This window comes from Yoonia maritima (genome assembly GCF_003003285.1).
Taxonomy (GTDB): Bacteria; Pseudomonadota; Alphaproteobacteria; order Rhodobacterales; family Rhodobacteraceae; genus Yoonia; species Yoonia maritima.
In genome coordinates this window covers 92,594-113,036 of the sequence record NZ_PVTP01000006.1, presented here as the reverse complement: position 1 = coordinate 113,036, position 20,443 = coordinate 92,594, and the positions used below count along the sequence as shown (strand labels likewise).

Annotated in this window: 20 protein-coding genes; 16 read left to right on the top strand and 4 right to left on the bottom strand. The window is 53.0% G+C overall.

Annotated features, from left to right (window positions below; genetic code table 11):
• Positions 1 to 43: 43 nt before the first annotated feature.
• From CLV80_RS10555 to CLV80_RS18750, 4 genes are all read left to right on the top strand, one after another.
• Positions 44 to 853: an aldo/keto reductase gene (locus tag CLV80_RS10555; protein WP_106357891.1), complete on the top strand. Its 810-nt coding sequence runs from the start codon at positions 44 to 46 to the stop codon at positions 851 to 853.
• The gene (locus CLV80_RS10550; RefSeq protein ID WP_106357890.1) at positions 850 to 1,278 is read left to right on the top strand and encodes a VOC family protein; all 429 of its coding nucleotides are present in this window, start codon (positions 850 to 852) and stop codon (positions 1,276 to 1,278) included. Before CLV80_RS10555 ends, CLV80_RS10550 begins: the two co-directional genes overlap by 4 nt.
• A gap of 460 nt (positions 1,279 to 1,738) precedes the next feature.
• Positions 1,739 to 2,944, top strand: a complete 1,206-nt coding sequence (locus tag CLV80_RS10545) for an aminopeptidase P family protein (RefSeq protein ID WP_106357889.1) — start codon at positions 1,739 to 1,741, stop codon at positions 2,942 to 2,944.
• 228 nt (positions 2,945 to 3,172) lie between these two features.
• Positions 3,173 to 4,384: a Hint domain-containing protein gene (locus CLV80_RS18750; protein WP_279338298.1), complete on the top strand. Its 1,212-nt coding sequence runs from the start codon at positions 3,173 to 3,175 to the stop codon at positions 4,382 to 4,384.
• Between the two features lie 122 nt (positions 4,385 to 4,506).
• On the opposite strand, the gene CLV80_RS10535 is transcribed toward CLV80_RS18750, so the two are convergent.
• Positions 4,507 to 5,946: an IS1182 family transposase gene (locus tag CLV80_RS10535; RefSeq protein WP_106357887.1), complete on the bottom strand. Its 1,440-nt coding sequence runs from the start codon at positions 5,944 to 5,946 to the stop codon at positions 4,507 to 4,509.
• Between the two features lie 36 nt (positions 5,947 to 5,982).
• Between CLV80_RS10535 and CLV80_RS10530 the strand changes: the two genes are divergently transcribed.
• The 11 genes from CLV80_RS10530 to CLV80_RS10480 all read left to right on the top strand — a co-directional run bounded on the left by CLV80_RS10530 (position 5,983) and on the right by CLV80_RS10480 (position 15,091).
• Positions 5,983 to 6,426 (top strand): Hint domain-containing protein, encoded by a 444-nt coding sequence (locus CLV80_RS10530; protein WP_106357886.1) that lies wholly within the window; start codon positions 5,983 to 5,985, stop codon positions 6,424 to 6,426.
• Between the two features lie 134 nt (positions 6,427 to 6,560).
• Positions 6,561 to 7,349: a L,D-transpeptidase gene (locus CLV80_RS10525; RefSeq protein ID WP_243394510.1), complete on the top strand. Its 789-nt coding sequence runs from the start codon at positions 6,561 to 6,563 to the stop codon at positions 7,347 to 7,349.
• Positions 7,350 to 7,480: 131 nt separating this feature from the next.
• On the top strand, positions 7,481 to 8,563 hold the full coding sequence (locus CLV80_RS10520; protein ID WP_106357885.1) for a coiled-coil domain-containing protein: 1,083 nt from the start codon (positions 7,481 to 7,483) through the stop codon (positions 8,561 to 8,563).
• Complete coding sequence (locus CLV80_RS10515; RefSeq protein WP_106357884.1) at positions 8,560 to 8,919, top strand: hypothetical protein; 360 nt, start codon at positions 8,560 to 8,562, stop codon at positions 8,917 to 8,919. Before CLV80_RS10520 ends, CLV80_RS10515 begins: the two co-directional genes overlap by 4 nt.
• Entirely contained in the window at positions 8,912 to 10,027 is a 1,116-nt protein-coding gene (locus tag CLV80_RS10510) for a hypothetical protein (protein ID WP_106357882.1), read from the top strand. Before CLV80_RS10515 ends, CLV80_RS10510 begins: the two co-directional genes overlap by 8 nt.
• A 74-nt stretch (positions 10,028 to 10,101) precedes the next feature.
• Positions 10,102 to 12,042 carry an AAA family ATPase gene (locus CLV80_RS10505; RefSeq protein WP_106357880.1) on the top strand — a complete coding sequence of 647 codons (1,941 nt, stop codon included), beginning with the start codon at positions 10,102 to 10,104 and terminating at the stop codon, positions 12,040 to 12,042.
• The gene (locus CLV80_RS10500) at positions 12,039 to 12,416 is read left to right on the top strand and encodes a hypothetical protein (RefSeq protein ID WP_106357878.1); all 378 of its coding nucleotides are present in this window, start codon (positions 12,039 to 12,041) and stop codon (positions 12,414 to 12,416) included. The genes CLV80_RS10505 and CLV80_RS10500 overlap by 4 nt, the downstream gene beginning before the upstream one ends.
• Positions 12,409 to 12,753, top strand: a complete 345-nt coding sequence (locus CLV80_RS10495; protein ID WP_106357876.1) for a hypothetical protein — start codon at positions 12,409 to 12,411, stop codon at positions 12,751 to 12,753. Before CLV80_RS10500 ends, CLV80_RS10495 begins: the two co-directional genes overlap by 8 nt.
• A 22-nt stretch (positions 12,754 to 12,775) precedes the next feature.
• Entirely contained in the window at positions 12,776 to 14,125 is a 1,350-nt protein-coding gene (locus tag CLV80_RS10490; protein WP_106357873.1) for a DUF6638 family protein, read from the top strand.
• The gene (locus CLV80_RS10485; protein WP_106357870.1) at positions 14,125 to 14,400 is read left to right on the top strand and encodes a hypothetical protein; all 276 of its coding nucleotides are present in this window, start codon (positions 14,125 to 14,127) and stop codon (positions 14,398 to 14,400) included. The genes CLV80_RS10490 and CLV80_RS10485 overlap by 1 nt, the downstream gene beginning before the upstream one ends.
• 10 nt (positions 14,401 to 14,410) lie before the next feature.
• Positions 14,411 to 15,091, top strand: coding sequence for a DUF1523 family protein (locus tag CLV80_RS10480; RefSeq protein ID WP_106357868.1), 681 nt, complete (start codon positions 14,411 to 14,413; stop codon positions 15,089 to 15,091).
• A 57-nt stretch (positions 15,092 to 15,148) separates the two neighbouring features.
• On the opposite strand, the gene CLV80_RS10475 is transcribed toward CLV80_RS10480, so the two are convergent.
• The 3 genes from CLV80_RS10475 to CLV80_RS10465 form a co-directional block, all read right to left on the bottom strand.
• The gene (locus CLV80_RS10475) at positions 15,149 to 17,464 is read right to left on the bottom strand and encodes an aldehyde dehydrogenase family protein (RefSeq protein ID WP_106357866.1); all 2,316 of its coding nucleotides are present in this window, start codon (positions 17,462 to 17,464) and stop codon (positions 15,149 to 15,151) included.
• Between the two features lie 4 nt (positions 17,465 to 17,468).
• Positions 17,469 to 18,473, bottom strand: coding sequence for a deoxyribose-phosphate aldolase (gene deoC / locus CLV80_RS10470; protein ID WP_106357864.1), 1,005 nt, complete (start codon positions 18,471 to 18,473; stop codon positions 17,469 to 17,471).
• A gap of 98 nt (positions 18,474 to 18,571) precedes the next feature.
• Entirely contained in the window at positions 18,572 to 19,408 is an 837-nt protein-coding gene (locus CLV80_RS10465; RefSeq protein ID WP_106357862.1) for a helix-turn-helix transcriptional regulator, read from the bottom strand.
• A gap of 109 nt (positions 19,409 to 19,517) precedes the next feature.
• Here CLV80_RS10465 and rpe point away from each other — a divergent pair, with 109 nt between their 5' ends.
• Positions 19,518 to 20,201, top strand: coding sequence for a ribulose-phosphate 3-epimerase (gene rpe, locus CLV80_RS10460; protein WP_106357860.1), 684 nt, complete (start codon positions 19,518 to 19,520; stop codon positions 20,199 to 20,201).
• Positions 20,202 to 20,443 lie beyond the last annotated feature (242 nt).

Genomic DNA, 20,443 nt, shown 5'->3' with positions numbered 1-20,443 from the left:
AACGTAATCGTTATAGTCCCCTTTGATTAGGGGAGGATATTGCATGAAAACCATACCGCTTTTGGGTTACGGCACGTGGAACAGGCCCGGTGATGCTGCCTGTGATGGTACGCTGTCTGCCTTGCAGGCCGGGTATCGCCATATTGATGGCGCAGAGGGTTACCAGAACGAAGAACATGTTGGTCGCGCAATTGCCGATTTTGGCCTGCCACGTGATGAGCTGTGGGTGACCACCAAGGTCGCCCCCGAGAGCTTTGGCCCCGGTCAAATCCGTCCGCATGTTGAGGCATCGCTAGAAAAGCTGGGCGTTGGTCCGGTTGATTTACTTTTGTTGCACTACCCTTCGATCAACGACGAATATGAAATCGAAGACTACATGGCGCAATTCGCGGCGGTCTATGATGCAGGTTTGTGCCGTAACATCGGCGTTTCGAACTTTACGAAGCGATACATGGATCGTGCGTTGGAATTACTGGGTGATCGTCCGATCCTTACCAACCAAGTCGAACTGCATGTATTCATGCAAAACAAACCTATCGTGGATTATTGCCGCGCTAAGGGCATTCCACTGACCGCGTTTTCTCCGCTTGCGCGTGGTGCTGTTGTTGACGATCCTGTTCTGACGACAATTGGCAAAAGCCATGGCGCGACGGCTAGTCAGGTCGCCTTGGCATGGCTGTTGTCCGAAGGGCACATCGTCATCCCATCGTCAGGTAATCCTGACCGTATTCGTGAAAACCTAGCCGCCGCTGATCTGCAACTAACGCCAGAAGAACTAAAACGGATCGAAGGCTTAGAACGCGGTATGCGCCTTGTGAATGGCCCGTGGTGCCCAGAGTGGGACATCGCATGAGCACCCCACCATTTTCCCTGGTCGGTATTGACCACGTGGTGTTCATTGTTGACGACATGCCCAAAGCGCTGGCGTTTTATCACGATGTTCTTGGCTGCGTTCCCGGCTATTCATATCCCGCGATGGGGATGGAGCAGGTTTGGGCTGGCGCTGCACTGATCGTGTTATGGGATGTAACGCATCCGGGTGCCGCCAGCGCTGTGCCGCCTGTACCCGGCGGGCGGAACGTAGATCACGTCTGCATCGCCACCAGCCCTTTTGACCCGGCCGACATGCGCGCGCATTTATCAGCGCACGGTGTCACAATCGACCGCGAAGCCCAACACGGCGGCGCGCGCGGTGTCGGGCATTCGTTCTACATCTATGACCCATTCGGCAATAAGCTTGAGGTCAAAGGGCCAGCGGAATATCCTGACGGGCGATGAGTTGGGCTGGAGCCTAACGGCAGCTTTGAGGCTAAAGTTACGTTGGTTGACGCGTCGGGCGGTTACCCTCCACCGCTATCAGGTGGGCGATTTTACGACCCTAATTGTCACCGAAATTGTTTATTTACTGGCGCGTCATCGTTTTAATATCGCTTAGGTCAAGCAAAATCAAGTTTGGGAGATGAGGCTTTTGTTTTCTTGATCAACGGTAGTTTCGTCCGCACAGCAGACATTCCCTCAACTCAGCTTGTTGAGTTTTTAGCGTGGTGTGTGCCCGTAATCGGATCACGTCCACGGCGCTCAATATCCAGCATAGCGTGACGATGTGGCTTTCCGCTTAACCAATGACGGGCATTGATTTGGGTACGCACGCAGCTTAGCATTTTAACAACAACGATGGCGTCGTTGTGATTCCATACATGATGTCCTGAACGCCGGGACCTTTTCGCGAGGGTCTGACATGACTGCACGTCCGCAATTTTACCGTTTTCACCAAGGTGCCGAAGTCCTGCCATTTGCTGCTTCTGAATACGAAGCTCGGCTGGCTGGCCTGCGTCTTATTATGGCGCAACAGGGGATTGAGGCCGCTGTTTTCACGTCGATGCACAACATCGCCTATTATTCGGGGTTTTTGTACTGCGCTTTTGGGCGGCCTTATGGGCTGGTTGTGACGCAGGCGGATTGTGTGACGATTAGCGCGGGGATTGATGCCGCGCAGCCTTGGCGGCGCTGCTATGGAGACAACATCACCTACACGGATTGGGAGCGCGACAATTTCTGGCGTGCGATCGTCTCGGTGACGGGGCAGGGCCGGCATGTTGGGTATGAAGGTGATCACCTGACGATGCTTCAGCATGAAAAGCTCAAGGCATTCATGGCCCCCACTGCAATGACCGACATTGCCCCGGCGGCAATGCTGCAACGGATGCATAAGTCACAGGCAGAGCTGGACCTGATCCGCGCCGGTGCTGCTGTTGCCGATGTCGGCGGCTTTGCTATTCGTGACGCGATCAAGCCCGGCACCCGCGAGATTGACGTCGCAATGGCAGGTCGTGACGCGATGGAGCTTGAGATCGCAAAGCGTTTCCCGGACGCCGAATACCGCGATACGTGGGTCTGGTTCCAATCGGGGATCAACACAGATGGCGCGCATAACCCCGTGACGAGCCGCGTGTTAGAGCAGGGTGATATTCTGTCCCTGAATACTTTTCCGATGATCAGCGGGTATTATACAGCACTTGAGCGGACACTGTTCGTGGGGGAGGTCGATGATGCGAGCCTCGCTATATGGGAAGCAAACGTAGCCGCCCATGAGTACGGCATGTCGCTGTTGGTGCCGGGTGCAAAGTGTTCCGAGGTGACAGCCAAGATTAACGCCTTCTTTGAGGAACGAGATCTGCTGCAATATCGTACCTTTGGTTATGGGCATTCGTTTGGCGTGCTGTCGCATTATTATGGCCGCGAGGCGGGACTGGAGCTGCGTGAGGACATCGACACGGTGCTTGAACCTGGCATGGTGATCTCAATGGAGCCGATGTTAACCATTGCGGAAGGTCACCCGGGAGCAGGCGGATATCGTGAGCACGACATCCTATTTATTACTGATACGGGAAATGAGGATGTTACAAGCTATCCTTACGGTCCTAAGTATAACATGATCGGATAAGGTCGCATTGCCTGCCGTTTGGGTCGTTCGGCAGGCAATTTTCACTATTTTCCATTTGTCTAGGGTAAAATCGCAACAAAACTCCGCTTTGAGGCCTATACCTAAGAGTTTATTGTCTAATCCTATTACGCTTTGCTAAATAAAGGTAAGTGGTAAACATCTTTTGCGAGGATTGCCTGTATGGCAGATAACGATAGCACAAACCCTGCAACACAGGGTAATTAGACTATTTCTGGATCGAATGATGCTGACCAGCTTACAGGCGGGTTGGGTAACGATACTATAAATGGCGGTGCTGAAGATGGTGTCCTTCAGGGTGACGGCCCAGTTGCGGGTGCGTGGCACTTTGAAACCTTTGATCACAATTTTGGTTCAGGGTCCAATCAGGCTTTTGATATTGGTAGCGATGCGTCTGAACGGACCGCTTCTGGATATGTGACAGATTTCGATGTCGAGGGTATTACGAACACCGTCCGCGGAGTGGGCGGCAACCCAAATGATTTTGGCGTCATATACACGAACACGATTTCGGTTGGTTCTGGTGGATCGTATACTTTCTCGACAAGCTCAGACGACGGATCGACGCTTCAGATATTTGACTCTTCCGGTAATCCGGTCATTTGGGATTCACAAAGTTCCCCGATTGGCGATAATAGCTATTTGAATAATGACTTTCACCAGCCAGATACGTCACGTAGTGGGGCGATAACGCTGAACGCGGGTGAAACGTATACTGTTCAAATTCGATATTGGGAAAATGGTGGCGGGAACGTTCTTCGGGCAACTGTGAACGGGCCTGATACGGGCGGGGCAACGCAGGATTTACTGACAACGCCGATGCTGAACGGTGCCCCCGATCCTGACTGCTCTACAACGGGAATCGCAGCTGGTGTCGAAGGTAACGATATCCTGAATGGTGGCGCCGGCAATGACACTATTGATGGTGACGGCGGCGATGATACTATTACCGGCGGTGCCGATAACGATACCCTGACGGGTGGCGACGGAGATGATACGTTTGTGTATAATGTGGGTGACGGTAATGACGTTATCACTGACTTTAACACAGGCACTGGTCAAGACATCAACGACGGTGATCAAACGAACAACGATTTCCTCGACCTATCGACGTTTTACACGAACCTTGCCGAAGCACGTGCCGATCTGAATGATGATGGGGTACTGAATAATGCGTCGTTAGGTGGCGGTTCGATCACGTTGACCGGGGTTGCAGCCGAAGATCTGACTGCTGATAACGTCAATCTTGCATGCTTCACCCGCAGAAGCAGGATAACAACAACACGGGGTGAGGTTGAAGTCGAAGACCTACGCGCCGGCGACATGGTCCATACCGTAGATAACGGGCTGCAACCCGTACTGCACGTTGTTTCACGCAAAGTGTCTGCAACGGGCCGAGGCTGTGTAAAAACTCTTCGTTGAGCCTTCGGATTTTTCGATTTTATCGTCTGCGTTTTTTTCTCCGAACAGAGGGGCGCCAATTGGGTTCTAGTTTGATCCCGCGGTAGCATTTTGGGAACTAAATTGCGCCGGAATAGCTGCAATTAGGCCGTGATGGCCTTCATTAACGTGCCAACTCCGATCATGTTGATCATGCGTTTGATGTTGTAGGCAAGGACGTTCAGTGCCATTTCAGCGCCGACATTCGTTAATCTCCGTGTTAGGAAATGGGTGGTTCCCATCCAGGATTTCAGTGTCCCAAAGGGATGTTCGACAGTGCAGCGTCGCGTCCGCATCAGGTCTGGGTCACGTTCCATCCGCGCGGCTGCTTCGTTGATGAGATGTTCATGTTCCCAGCGCGTGATACGACGCTCTTTTCCCGTCGTGCATTGGGGCTGTAACGGGCATCTTTGGCATTCGTTTTGCCAATACCGGCGTTGCATCAGACCGCCTTCTTCGCGCGTGTATCGATATGTGAGGTGCTTGCCAGCGGGACAAATGTAGACATCGGTCTCGGCATTATAGGCAAAGTCTGCCTTCACAAACATACCCTTCTTACGGTTGCCAGAAGTCTCTGGGCGCGGAACAGTTGCCGTGATTTTAACTTGATCACAGGTCAGAATTTGTGACCCGTTGAAATAGCTACGATCAGCAATTGCTTCCAGTTTGTCGAGCTTGAGCACAGCTTTCGCAGCCTTGGCCATGGGGGCGAGTTGGGTGCGATCATTGCCGACCGTTGTGACCTCGTGTGCCACGATTAAATGCGTCTGGGTATCGACCGCTGTCTGAACGTTATATCCAACTAGCCCGGTGCCTTTGCCACGGGTTGCCATCGACCGCGCATCAGGATCCGTCAATGATATCTGGCCATCCGGCGTATCTTTCAACTGTTCTACTATGCTGTTCAGGCGATGTACCTCTGCCTGAACACGCTTAAGTTTGGTTTCCAAGTGGCGGACTTTATCAACGCGTATTTCGCGTGCTTCTTGTCGATCAACCCGAGTCATCTCTTCAAGATAACGAGCGGCACTTTGTTCAAGGTGGCCGATACGCAGCGCAATCTTTCGCGGTGTGAAGTTTCTATCTCGGTTGTTCACGGCCTTGAATTTACTCCCATCAATGGCGACACACCCGCCACCCAGAACACCAACCCGACGACAAAGTTCAACAAATTGCGCGCAGGTCTTTTTGATAGCGGTTGCGTTATACCTACGGAAATCTGCAAGCGTTTTGTGATCCGGTGCGAGGCGACCCATCAACCACATAACCTCAACATTCCGATTGGCCTCTCGTTCCAGGCGACGGCTGGATGGGACCCGGTTCAGATAGCCGTAAATGAAAAGCTTCAACAAAACGCTAGGATGATATCCTGGTCGACCCGTGTTGGCCGGAGCCACACGACCAAACCCGAGATCACTCAAATCCAATGCATCCACAAAAACATCGACGACACGAACTGGATTGTCTTCGCAAATCCAATCCTCCAAACGCGCGGGAAATAAACTGGCCTGACTACGGCCTGAACCTTCAATAAAACCTGACATAACGACCTCCAGTCCACGAGGTCACCCTATCAGAAAATACAGTTTTTACACAGCCTCGGCCGTTTTGCGCCGATTGTTATTTCGAAGGGCGCGCTGGGCAACGAGCGTGATCTGTTGGTGTCCCCACAGCATCGGATGCTTATGATCGGTTGGCAGGCGCAGGTCATGTTTGGTGAAGGTGAGGTTCTTGCCGCGGCTAAATATCTGGTCAACGGTGACACAATCTATCAAAAATTTGGGACCGAGGTGGAGTATTTTCACATCGTCTTTGAACGGCATGAAATCATCTATGCAGAGGGCATCGCCAGTGAGAGCTTTCTTGTGTCTGCTGAAAGCGTAAGCCAGCAAGAACAGCATACGTATGATGAGCTGATAGCGCTGTTCCCAGAGCTTACCACATCGCCAGAGCGTTTTAACAAATCGGCGCGGCGGACACTAAAGTCGCATGAGGCCTCTTTGTTAAGCCAGACAAAACACTAACTGCGTTGGAAACATGCTGCGTCAGTGCGTGATTGTCACGATTTGTAATGCATTCGCAGAAATCCGCTTGCTGGCTATTTTGCCTTGCCTAACTGCAGTGCTAAGACGGCAAAAGCGAAATATTGGGTGAGTGTATGCGATCTTTGACAATTCTAACGCGTCGATCTTTTGGAGCGATGATGCTGGCCAGCACCGCAGCGGCTTGTACGCCACGCGTTGCCGAAGAAGAACTGCCGCCTCCAGTAGAGTTTCTCGATGGGTATGGACCAATCGAGGACGCAGGGTATCGGCTGCCCGGAATTCCGTCAAAATACCTGCAAGGTGTAAACCGTCGTGTATCCGGAATTTATAACGGAGAGCAGCGCGGAAATACGATAGATGTGGATCCATACGCCAAGTTTTTATACCATGTCCGCGACGATGGTACGACGACACGCTACCCCGTTGGGGTTGGTCGCGCCGGTAAATCGATACGCGGAAACGCGACAATCCGTATGAAACGAAAGTGGCCGGGCTGGACACCGACCGCGAATATGTTGCGTACTGAACCTGAAGTGTATGGGGATTTGGCTGCTGGTATTCCAGGTGGTCTGCGTAGCCCGCTGGGCGCACGTGCATTGTATTTGTACCGTGGTTCGCGCGACACTTACTATCGCATCCACGGCACGAACGATTTGGAATCTATCGGGAATTCTGGTTCCGCCGGCTGTATTCGTATGTTCAATCAAGATGTCATTCACCTGTTCGATCAGATCGATACGCCGATGAAGGTCCATATCCGTGGACAAGAGGAATCTTTACGCGTTGACCCCGAAAACTTTGAGCGCGGCATTGAATTGCCGCCTAAAATTATCGACGCAGAAGAACTGTTGGGGCCAGAAGCCGTAGCGATGGACCACCCGCCAGTTTTTGACGACGCTTAAGCGCTTTATTTTGCTGGTAGGTCTTGTAAGAATTGCGCCCGAACGGGTGCGGTTTAGTATACCGTGCGTTTGAAAAATACAGTGGCAGTCCCTACATGACTGTTAACACAGAATAAAAGAGGGATATTTTAATGGCCGATTTTCAGACCCAGATTCAGGAATCGCAAGAACAGGTTGCAGCCGCACAAAGCAAGATTTCAGAACTGACAAGCCGCATTGAAACGGCGCGGACAAAAATGGCCGAAGGCACTGACATCGCTGTCGATATTGAGAACGCCAGCCTTGATGAAGTGCACGCACATACAGACCTCATGAACGCAAACATCGCAGAGCTGATTATGGGCTTGGACGATGTGACATCCGCATTTTCCAAAGACTTTGATGAAATGCGGTCTAAGACTGGCATGGAAACCTTTATCGGGATTTTCAGCAAGGCCAAGGCCGACAGCATGCGCCAGGAACGTATGCGCACGGCATCAATTGATGATAAATTGCAGGATTTGATCAGCAAATCTGACGTGATCATGAAGCTGCTTGAAGGCCAGCTAGCTGTGCTGAATGAACAGAAAACTAGTGTCGAAAAGAACCTTGGTGGTACCTTGCAAGAACGCGAAGCGGTTGTTGGTGAGCTGGAAGCAATCCGCGCTGACATCTTGGCCGTTGACCCGCAGATCATCACGCTTGAAGGTAAAATTTCAGTTGAACAAGACGCCGCGGCGCGTACGAAACTGGAAACCGAATTGGCTGGGTTGAATGCCAGCTACAACGACATGGTCCAGCAAGAGCAAGTGAAACTAGCAAAATCCCAGACGCTAGAGCGTTATATCGAAAAGGGTAAAACCTGGATCGACAGTTTGCAGAACCAAGCGGCGACGCAGATGGTGCTGATCAACAAACTGCAAACAGACACGAAGCAGCGTGTTGTGCTGTACGACGCCCTGTCCAAGTCTTTGAAAACTGCACAGCAGCAGGACGTCGCGCACAAGATCAACGAAATCGGCGTAAAAACCGACCAAGAGGCCCAAACCGCAATGGCCGCCATCGGTGCCGCGACTAACGCGCGCATGGCCGACATGATGGAAGCTCACGAAGACCACATGGTCTTTGCCCGCGAGATACTTGAGCAAAAGGCGAAAGCAGACGAACGCTTTGTGCGCCGCTTCCAACAGATCGTCGAAAAGCACGACAGCAATCAATATGGGGCTGATTCTTGAGCGACAGCGGATTTAGCTTTGTGAGCTATTTCAACGCTTGGATCGGATTGTGCCTGTTCATGCTACTTACCACTATCTTTATGAGTCCGCTTATCTTTTTGCTACACTTTTTACATGCTTACGAAGCCGAAGGTTCAGATTTGGTGAAATTTACCTTTATGTTCGGCGCAATGTTTTGGTGGATGTGGGTATTTTTTCTATTTTTTGTCCCGACAGGATTGCAGTTGATGAAGCGGGCTAAACGTTCAGTATATCACGGAACGGAACTCGAACTTGGCGAGATTATCCGCATCCTTTGGAAGGGCATAGCAAATACTCTCCCGTTTTACGGGAGTGGTGAGAAACATAATGACTAATCTCCAAGCCGACCACATGAAACTCGAAGATACCCGCGTGACCCGTCGGTATTTTGGCAAGTTTCAACGGATCACGGGCTATCTAACCAAGGTCGCCGCGACGATGGAGGCCGAGGGGCGTTTCTCTCGGCGTGATATCGAGGCCTTGGCGCAATACCTTGTTGGTTTGAATTGGACCTTCACAGCGCTGGCCCACAAATACCATTTTTCGGGACGGTTTGCCTATGCAGGCAAGTTGACCTTCGACCGGGTGGAAAGCGGGTTTCCTGTTTACCAAGAATTGCTTGAGATGGCGAATGACGCGCTTCAGGCCGAACGCCATCTTGGGTCGATGCCAAGTACGGATGATCTGAAGGACCAAATGGTGCGGGTCATCCTAAGCGAACAGGAAATCCCGACGAAGCTGCAATATGCGTTGTCACAGCGACTATATTACGAAGAGCTTTTGCGCGGTGACCAGTTTTGGGCACGTAACGATCCGCAGGCTGTTTGGGTCGAAAACAAGGCCGACCGCCGTGTGTTTCAAGTGCACTGGGCCGTTTATGATAGCCAGATCAATCTGCCGACGATCTATATCATGGACGTCGAAGATACTGGCCGCACTGGTCTGCCCAAAGATGAACGCCGCTGGCCCGAAGCCCAAGCGCATCTGATGGCGCAGTCGGTTGCAGGGTTAAAGCTGCTGACGATCGCAAAGGGCTTTGACGAAGATTTCGACGACCTGCATCCAACGCGCCTGCGCCGGTTCCACATTGGTCCGATGTATAGCAACGCCTTTACTCGCCAATCGGGTCCGCTACGCGAGGTACTAGAGGCAGCGAATGCCCCTGTCGGTGAAGATTGGGCGCTTGTGTGGTCCGAAGAAGAACTGGTCGCCGAACGTGTTGAGCATGTGAAGTCAGGCTGGTTCGGGTCGGTTGAGCGACAGATTTTTGCGCGCGATGTGTTCGAGCAGGGTGGTGCGAACTTGGGTGCCACTCGGTTGGAACGATCCCTTATTATGCCAGAGCGCCCCTATCAGGCGCTTGCTGAACGGAACCCGCATGGATTTAGCGATATCCGCAAGTTTGTCGTCAGCGATAGCGGACGCGTGCTGAGCTATCGTTAGCGAGGAACAAATTTAGCTAAATTTGTTGGCCTCCGGCGGGAGTATTTTAAGCAAGATGAGTTGAAAGAAGAGATATGAGCCAGACAAGCGATCAAATGGAACTGCGTGAAGACGATATCCGCAAACACTATATGCCAGTGGCCGAGATGTTGATGCGGTTGGATCATAGTCCTCGTTTGGCGAAGGCGCGTTTGTCATTGGAAACGCCCGAGAAGTCGCCGGATGTGGCTGCGACCCGTCGTCGGTTCCGTTCTACAACACCTGGATTGCTGTCGCGTACATCGGCACCTGCTGGTGGTGTTCGCCTGCTTGATCGTCTTGCGGAAACGGACGACGATGATCCGCTGACTTCACCTGCGCAGGCATCCGTGGCGCATGCGTTGCGCCGTGCGATGTCCATCGCTTTGGCCGTGGCAGAGGCTTATTCTGATCAGACGCCCTTGACCGAGTTAAAACGCGTCAATCTTGAGGGGCGTTTGCCATCGGAAAGGTCCGTCGAATTTGCAGAGTATCTGGCAGCCGAGAGTCTGATCACACTGTATACATTAGCGAATGCCACGTCATTTTTGTTGGCAAGCCATGGCACAGAAACCAGCGTTGAAGTCGGGCCTGTCGATGAGGTTTTGACCGATAATGCCCCCTTAGCATTGCACGGTGCGATTTGGGAGCTGGATCAGAAGCTGGGTCAATTTGCCAAGGACGAGGCCACTTTGATTGCGACTATGCTGGCTTATTGCGAGCAACTGATGGATCGAGTGGCGCAGCGTGCAAGCACGGCCCCGCATATGGTCGCGTTCAATAATTCCAGCTGGCATGTTGAGGCTGACGATTTCACCGTTCAGGGCTTTACCCCAGCCCGCAAGGCCAAGGGTTCTGCCCTGACCATGACCTTTAAGAAACCGAACGAGGTCGTCGGTAACCACATTGCCAAATATCAGGCGATGAAACTGGCCAAAATGGTCATGGCCTATGACTTTGATCGCAAGCTGAACCCGTTTGCGGAACTTGGTGGGTTTATCTTTACCTTTATGGGTGACGGTAAGCCGGGGACGGGTAAGACGACACTGATTCAAATGATGGCTGGCTTGGTGAACGATTACTGTCAGGTCGCGGGCTATCCGTTCCGCTATCAGAACCTTTCGACCGACAATATTGATAGCTATCAGGGTAAATCTGGTCAGAACGCCAAGGCGTTCATCAACAACGTGCTTGATCCGCATGTGATCGGCTTTGGCACGATTGATGACATTGACCAGCTTGCGGGGAAACGGGGGGACCGTCAGTCATCTGCTGGCCAGCTAGAAATCACCGCCGTGCTGATGGAAAGCTTTGCCGGTGCGAACACCGTTGTCCGCGGCAACTGTACGTTTGGCATGTTCTCAAACTATCCTGAAAACGTCGATGATGCACTGCGTCAGCGCGCTGGAGTGCGTTTCTTGGTCGATGGTCCGCAAACGCGCGAAGACTATATCGACATTCTTTACTTGCTGATGGGCAAGAACCACGAGATCCCAGTCGGTGCGCATGAAGTGTTTAGCGCGCAAGAGATCAAAAAGGCAGTCGCCGCATCGTTCGAGGGACACTCGCGGCCCAAAGAGGTTGGCTTGCTGAATGTCTATGACCGTGTTTCGTCTGAGATTGGCACGCTTGATACAATTGCCAAAATGGGGACCTATCTGAAAGCGATTCAAGAGGCTGATCCGCGTTTTACAGGCCGTGCGATTAAGAACATCACTGACGCGGTGAAGGTTCGCGCGATGGACTTTGAACTGCCTGACGAATGGATGGAAAATCCCGATCTGTTTATGTTCAAAGACTATGACACTAAGAAAGCCATGATTTCCGACCTGCGCGTGCCGATCACGGTTGACATGGTGATCCAAGAAATCAACCGCTACGCAGACAGTGAGTTCCGCTATGCAGATAAGTCTGACGAAGTCGCGATTGAAAACATGGTCCGCGATTTTGGTCGTCAGGAAGAAGCGAAGAAGCGGTATCTAGGGGGCAAAGGTTGAGCCATCAATCGGCACATGATGTCTATGTTATGGCGGCAGGATCGCTTTCGTTAGGTGCAGTCGGCTGGTGGGCAACTGGCCGTTTAATCACGCAGAAACTGCATGTCCTTTTGGCGTTGCCGTTCGCAATGATTGGAGCTTTGTGCGTAACGCTTATTGCTTCGTTTCCGGTTGGTTTGGTGGCCGTTGGCTGGGACCATTTTGAACATTCTCCAACCTATTTGGGGGCGCTCGGATTTGTTGTAGAGCATGGTCTGGGAATGTCGTCCGGTGGTGTCGCTGCTATTTTGCTACGCGCCGTATGGATCATCGGCCGTTATGTTTGGGCATTGCTAAGCCCCAACTTGACGATAAAGGCTTCGCTGGATGGGTAGTTTTGTTTCTGACAGCTTATTTGTTCCGGCCGTGACACTTGCGTTGCTCGCTTTTGGTGTGCCGCGTCTTATGTCAAAGTTATTACCTGAAGGCGTGAGACCACTACTGCTAAACGCCTTCGTGTCGACGGTCTTGCTGTTTGTGATTTCAGCGACTTTTTTCGCTGTTCTCTACATATGGCAAGGGGTGCCATTCGCGGAAATGATGGTACCCGGCTGGTCTGCGAACATCGCATTCTTCGGGCGTCTCGGCCTAATCGCAGCAATTATATGGACGCCCATTATGCTATTGTCTTTGGCTGGCTTACCCAAAAAATGGGTGAGCGAAACATGGTAGCGTTATCCAACGGAGTTGCAACATGCATCGACTAATCGAAAAAGGCCTGATGTTTGGCAACCTGATCCGGGTGGATAGTCCGGTGTTGGTTGAACGCTACAATCGTGCGCTCAAGCATCTTATTGGGCGTAAAACGGCCCAGAACGTGTTCCATATTGATATTTCTGGATTCAGCCCCGAGTTGGGTGAAGAGTTCGGTGATGATCTCTATCTGAACCACGCAGGTGTGAACCGCCAGTTTATTCTGCTGACGACAGAGCAGGCGACCGCACCGCTGTTGAATGCAAAGTTTTCGACTGCGCGCAGCATCCTCAAACAGTTTATCAACGAAAACAGATCAGAGTTGTTTGCCTTGACCGCGCGCGATGCCGTTGCGGGCGAATTGGTGAACTCTGTCTATTTGGCCGATAGTCCGGCGCGCCTTTTTGATATTCGTAAAGTCCGGATCGAGGCTGATACGACCAGCGGCACAGTGGCGATGGCTGATAAGCTGGGTAAGATGATCGATCGGTTTAAGTCTGAACAGGATGCGTGGTTCGATGATGTGCTGATCGCGGATATGATTGGCATGGCGAAAAAGACGGGCGATGTCGTGCGCAACCCGGTCCGCCTAAAGCAGATGGAATTCGATCAGGACAACTATTGGACAGATCTGTTTGGCGGCATGTACCTGTTTCGCGGTGTTGAACATCCTGCGGCGATTGTCGCGACCGATAAGGACGACTTTGACGACCTGCCTATTCGGTTTACCTTCGACCTTAGGGATCGTTCGGCCATTGCAAAGTTCCTAAGCATTAACGATCTGGTTGAACCCATTATCGACGCACGTGGTGTCGATGCCGCCGCGATTTTGCATCAGAAGATGGATTTCATCGTGATGGAGGTCGCCGCCGCGATGGGTGAAAACCTTGCCGGTGCGACCCGTCGCGACCTGCGCCGATTGGGCAGACAGTATGCGCAGAAACTGCCAGAGGCTTGGCAGGGGCTTGCCGCGTTGTTGCGATGGGCCGAAGAGGACGGTCCGTGGCCCAAGATCACGTCTGAACACCCGGCGTATTTCTATACGCTTCGCGCTAAGCCACACGCGGATGCAGATTTGGTAAACATGTTGTTGGCCGAACTTACGCCGCTTGATATCAGGCAACTGTTCATCTGCCATAAAGAGGTGTTCTATCGCGCCTACGCCACATGGCCGGACGAAAAGCGGGCTTATGTCGTTGATTTCCTTGATCGCGAATATCAGGTAGATAAGGCTGGAACCCGACAAGCGCTTTACGGTCACGAGGCCCCGATGGAGGAGCCAAGGCCGCAAGCGCAACCTGATTTGATTACCCGCGTTGGCCCGTGGGGCGCGCTCGGTAGGAGGAGCTGATGGGATTTATTCGACTAATCGTGTTCGGCTTTGTCGGGCTAAGTGTGCTGTATCTGATGATCTCGGTCTATTCGCGGTCGGTCAGACGTGAGCGGCTAGAAAAAGAATTTGACGCCGATCACCCAGACAATGTTGATGAAGACGCCCGTGATGCCTATGTCGCTGAGGGAATTGCGGCCTATAATAGTTCGATCCGACCCAAATTGATCGGGCTTGTTTATGTCGTTCCTACCATCGCCATCGCCGCCATTATCTATATGATTAACGAGAACTAAAGGAATTCCTATGCACCGCATTAAGATCGCTTTTCGGGTTCTTGTATTCATGTTTGGCTGGGTCATCCTGCATTATGCTCTGCCGCAGCACGACATAGTGCGCGTTGTGAACACATACCAAGAACGCCAAGATCTGAACGATTGGACCCGCATTTTTTGGGCGCGTCCGGATGACCAGTCTGCCACGATCATCAATCGCGACGTTCAGTTCATACAGACGGTTAAAAAGAAAACCTACCTTCTGGGATTTGTGCCGCGCGATACAACCGAAGTTATGGTTTATCGTAATGAGGATACAGGATGGTCTTGGCCGTTCTATTTCAAGTTCGACACGGCATCGCTACAAACCGAGGCTGACGATTTGCGTTCGACCCCTGAACAACCGAAATGGGCAGTAGTGACCCATTACGGTTGGCGCAACGAATACTTCTCAGCTTTTCCCAACGCAGTCGCGATCCGTCCTGTTGATAGTCCGAACGTGACTATCATTCCTTGGTTCAACATATTTTTCTTTGTCGCCCTTATGGCAGCCATTGCGTTTATACGTGCTATGTGGCGTCAGTTTCGTGAACGTACGGTTGATCCTATAATGGATAGCGCTGGTCATCGTGTGGACGAAGTTCAGGCAGATATCGCGGAGAGTAGGGGCCGCATCTCGCGATGGCTCGGTACTTGGCGATCAAAGAAATAAAACAAAAGGCCCCGAAAAATCGGGGCCTTTTTTGTATTGTGAATTGGCGAAGGTTCGTTACTCGCCGTATGGGATCCAGATGTTTTTGATCTCTGTCGCGGCCTGAAGATAGTCGTGAGTTGCTGGGTTTGTCGCCAAACCATTGTTCACCCATGTGCGTTTCAGGTTCCCCGCACTAGCCTTTTCTACCGCTCCGCTGACATCGCTGCTTGAGAATGACCAGACAGCGTCTAAATCCATATGGCTAGCGAGCGTCGGCGCAAGTTCTGCGTGGTCGCCTGTGATGATGTTCACCACGCCCGCAGGAACGTCTGATGTTTCTAGCACTTGGTAGAAATCAGTCGCCGCCAGCGGGAATGCAGCGCTTGGGATAAGGACGGTCCGGTTGCCCATTGCGATTGCGGGTGCCATTGCGCTGATTAGCCCAGATAGTGGGGTATCGTCGCAGAGGATGCCGATGTTTCCGACCGGTTCTTTCATTGCTAACGCGACACCACGGATCGGTACGCCATGCGCCTGACCATCGTATTTGTCGGCCCACGCGGCGTAAGTGAACAGCGTTTGGATGGCTGTTTCGACCTCTGCCGCGCCGGATTTTCCACCAACAAGGGCGTCAATCCTTGCCACAAATTCGGCGCCCCGTGCCGACAGGTTTTCTGCAATGTAATACAGGATTTGCGCACGTAGGTGGCCAGTTGTCTTGGACCAGCCTTTGGCTGCGTTACATGCCTCGACCGCGTTGCGGATGTCTTTGCGATTGCCAATGCCACTATGGCCCAGCAGCTTGCCTTTGGCGCTGTAGACAGGGTTTGAATAGCCACCGTCAGGTCGTGCTTGTTTGCCCCCGATATACAGTTTCGCTGTACGGTCGAGAGGGTCCGCAGGCTGTCCGTCAGTAGCTGCAAATGGCTTGGCTGGTTTGACTGGCTTCGCAGATGCCTTTGGTTTTGTGTAACCTGTCAGACCTTCCCAGCCGCCTTCACGGCCAAAGCCGCTTTCGCGTACGCCACCAAAGCCAGCAGCGGCATCCATCATGTTGGTGCCATTGATCCAAACGATGCCGGCAACCAGTTTAGGCGCGATATCGAGCGCAAGATTGATGTTTTCCGACCAGACCGATGCGGCAAGGCCATAGCGCGTGTTGTTCGCGACTTCGACAGCCTCGGATGGCGTGCGGAATGTTGTCGCGGCCAGAACTGGTCCAAAGATTTCTTCCTGCATCAGTGTCGATGCGGACGACAGGCCAGTGATCAGTGTTGGGGGATAGAAGCAGCCTTCGGGTGCTGCGACCTGATAGGTTTCGCCTTCTGTATTAGCGCTGACCATCTTGTTGATCTGGTCCAGCTGAACCGGGTCCACGATGGCGCCGATGTCGATGCATTTGTCGAGCGGGTTACCGATGCGCAGCCCATCCATCCGGGCTTTGAGTTTGGCATAGAATCGATCAGCGATGCCTTCCTGGACCAACAGACGCGATCCGGCGCAGCAAACCTGGCCTTGGTTGAACCAGATCGCGTCAACCAAGCCTTCGACCGCGCTGTCGATGTCGGCATCGTCGAATACGATGTAGGGGGATTTGCCGCCCAGTTCGAGAGATAGCGCCTTGCCTGATCCGGCCGTTGCTTCGCGAATTTTACGGCCAACTTCGGTGGATCCAGTGAATGCGATTTTATCGACATCAGCGTTGACCAGTGCTGCACCTGTTTCGCCGTCGCCAGTCACAATGTTCACGACGCCCGGCGGTACGCCTGCTTCGGTGCAGATTTCGGCAAAGACCATCGCGGTCAGTGATGTGTATTCTGCTGGTTTCAGAACGACCGTGTTCCCCATTGCCAGCGCAGGCGCGATTTTCCACGCAAGCATCAGCAGCGGGAAGTTCCATGGGATGATCTGACCGCAAACACCCAATGCCTCGCGGCCGGGCAGTTCCTCGTCCATCAACTGGGCAAAGCCCGCGTGGTGGTAAAAATGGCGGATCGCCAGCGGCACATCAATGTCGCGGCTTTCGCGGATCGGTTTGCCGTTGTCCAATGTCTCCATCACGGCCAGCAGACGGCTGTGTTTTTGCAAAAGGCGGGCGATTGCATAAAGGACACGCGCACGTTTATGGCCCGACTTGGCCCATGCAGGTTGCGCCTTGCGGGCGGCTTTGACAGCGGCTTCGACCTCGGCTGCGGTGCCTTTGGTTACGCCTGCCAGCTTTTCGCCTGTGGCTGGGTTGTTCGATGGGAAATCATCGCGCAACGCACCCCATTCGCCGTTGATGTAATGGCCCGCGATGCCGCCACGATCGGCGATCCACTGCAGCGCCTCTTTGCTACTTTCAGGGGCAGGGCCGTATTCCATGGTGTCGAAGATTTCTTTGATGGTCATGATCTTATCCGATCGCGTGACGCCAGGATGCCGAATAGGCGCCTGTGACGTGATGTTCGAGTTGCCGTTCGATGTCGCCCAGTAGGCTGGATGCGCCAAAGCGGAAAAGGTCGGGTTGCAGCCAACGGTCGCCCAGTTCGTCTTTGATCATGGATAGATAGACCAGCGCGTCTTTGGCTTTGGAGATGCCACCCGCAGGTTTGTACCCGACCTTGATCCCGGTACGTTCCTGATAGTCGCGGATCGCGCGGATCATGGTTAGCGTGACGGGCAAGGTGGCGTTGACCGGTTCTTTGCCAGTGGACGTTTTGATGAAGTCAGCTCCGGCCATCATGCAGACCAGAGACGCGCGCGCGACGTTGCGCAGCGTGCCCAACTCGCCGGTGGCAAGGATCGCTTTGACGTGGGCGTCGCCACAGGCCGCGCGCATTTCCTTCATTTCATCGTAAAGGGCCTGCCAATTGCCTGTCAGCACGTGGCGGCGCGAAATGACGATGTCGATTTCTTCGGCCCCCGCTTTGACGCTTTCGCCGATTTCAGCGATGCGCAAGTGAAACGGCGATAGGCCCGCAGGAAAGCCGGTGGAAACAGCCGCCACGGGGATGCCGGATCCTTGCAGGGCATCCACGGCAGTTTCGACCATGTCGTGATAAACACAGACCGCACCTGTGGTCAGGCCAGTCATGCCAAGTTTTTCAAGGATGTCCGCCCGCACTGGTTGGCGTGCCTTGGCGCATAGGCGTCGTACGCGCCCTTCGCTGTCGTCCCCTGAAAGGGTCGTCAGGTCGATCAGACTGATCGCTTTGCATAGCCAAGCGGCTTGGTAATCTTTTTTGACAGACCGTCGACCGGGCAGCGTGGCTGCGCGTCGTTCGATGGCCGATGTATTCGCTTGGACAGCCATCACCCAATCAAGGTCAAGTGGCATGCCGTCGTTACGCTGTTCTTGCACCTGCGGAAGCTGGTGCAAAGTGGTGGAGTGAGTAGTTTGCAAGGGGGCCTCCTGCATTGCCGGAACAGAGTGCCAGTTTGGCCGATGATTGGCAAGTTTTGATCAATTGATCAAAACCGTTTTTTGAGTATTTGACGCAAGGTGATGGGGATCATTTAGCCTTGAGGCTGGACGAGTTCGTGCTGGTATTTGTGCCGATATTGGAGTGGCGTCAGCCCATATGCGTTTCGGAACAGTTTGTGGAAATGTGACATGTTTGGAATGCCTACGTTGCGGGCTATTTCGCTGATTGGGTCGCTATCGGTGATTAACACGCGTGCTGCATACGTCATGCGCAAATTGTTAATGAAATCTGACGGCGTTTGGCCGTAGTATTTACGCATGCTGCGCGAGACATGCGGGTGTGCTTTGCCCGTTATCGCGACAAGACCAGCGGAGCCTTCCCGAAACACGGCGGGGTCTTTGGCCGTCTGGCAGGCCTGCGCCAGCCATGCGGGTGCGTCCTTTGGCTGAATATCACTCGTTAGGTCGGCGCAAAGCGGTAGTAAGAATGCCTCTGCGTGCAGTGCAGTGCATGTGCTGCGTTCCAAAAGGACGGCGGCGTGGTTTAGTGTGGCCAATTGGCGAATATCGCGTTGGTGTAACGCGATCTTGGCGTCGGACCAGAAAAGGTGACCTTGCAGGTCTGGATGGCGTTTCCCAAGATTAGCAATCGTATCAGGGTGGATGCACAGTGAAACAACAAGCGCATGTTCGCCGCGACCTTGTAGCGCATGATGCTGACCGGGCTGTAGAAAACAAACGGTTCCTTCGTCCAGCGTGTCGGTGCGGTCGGGTAAGTGATGTCTGACCTGCCCGTTTTGAACCCAAAAAAGTTCGAAAAAGTCATGTGTGTGCAGGGCTTTAGGGCGTTGAGGCGTCAAGGTCGCGCGCGTCAGGTGAATTTGCGCGCGGTTTTGCAGAATGTCTTTGTGATACAAAGTCTGGACCATACCGCAAATTAACACAGCCCTTGCTGCATTGCAGCATATATCTTCACGGCGTGACAAATGGGCGGACTATGACTATTTGCTGTGGCAAATCCAAATATGAGGTGCGCCCATGTCCTTTGATCGTTCTTTGAAGATCGCTCCGTCAATCCTATCGGCTGATTTCGCCAACTTCGGCAAAGAGTGCGAGGCGATTGAGGCGCAGGGTGCTGATTGGGTGCATGTTGACGTCATGGATGGGCATTTCGTGCCAAACATCACTTTCGGTCCGGCGACTTGCGCTGCGATCCGCCCGCATATCAAAGGCGTCATGGACGTGCATTTGATGATTGCCCCGGTGGATCCATATATCGAAGCCTTTGCAAATGCGGGCGCTGATGTGATCACCGCCCATGTAGAGGCTGGCCCGCATATTCACCGCACGTTGCAGGCAATCCGTGCAGCAGGTGCCAAGGCAGGCGTTGCCCTGAACCCCGGCACGCCAGCAAGCGCGGTCGAATATCTGTTGGATATGGTTGATCTCGTCTGTGTGATGACAGTGAACCCCGGATTTGGTGGTCAAAAGTTCATCCATAGCCAAGTCGAAAAGGTACGCCAGCTGCGCCAGATGATCGGTGATCGCCCGATCCATATTGAAATTGATGGTGGCGTCGATCCGACGACAGCGCCTTCGGTTGTCGAGGCAGGTGCAGACGTATTGGTCGCAGGTTCCGCTGTGTTCCGTGGCGGGAGCGTCACTGATCCGACCCCATATGGCGACAATATGAGGGCTATTCGGTCGGCTTGTTCTGGCTAATCGTAAATCTACGCAAAATCTGCACAATTCACAGGGATAGTGTGCACCATGCTTTCTTAAGTCTGCCTGAGAGCAGTAACAAAGAGGCAAGAAAATGGTTGTACGTGGTATTCCAAAAAGACTGGCACGGGATGCGTGGTGGCTGGATGATGAATAAACTTGGCTCATTAGGCTGGATGCCGCAAATTGCGCTACCTAAACGAATGCTGACACCGTAGTTTGGCATTGATGGAGGTGGGGCA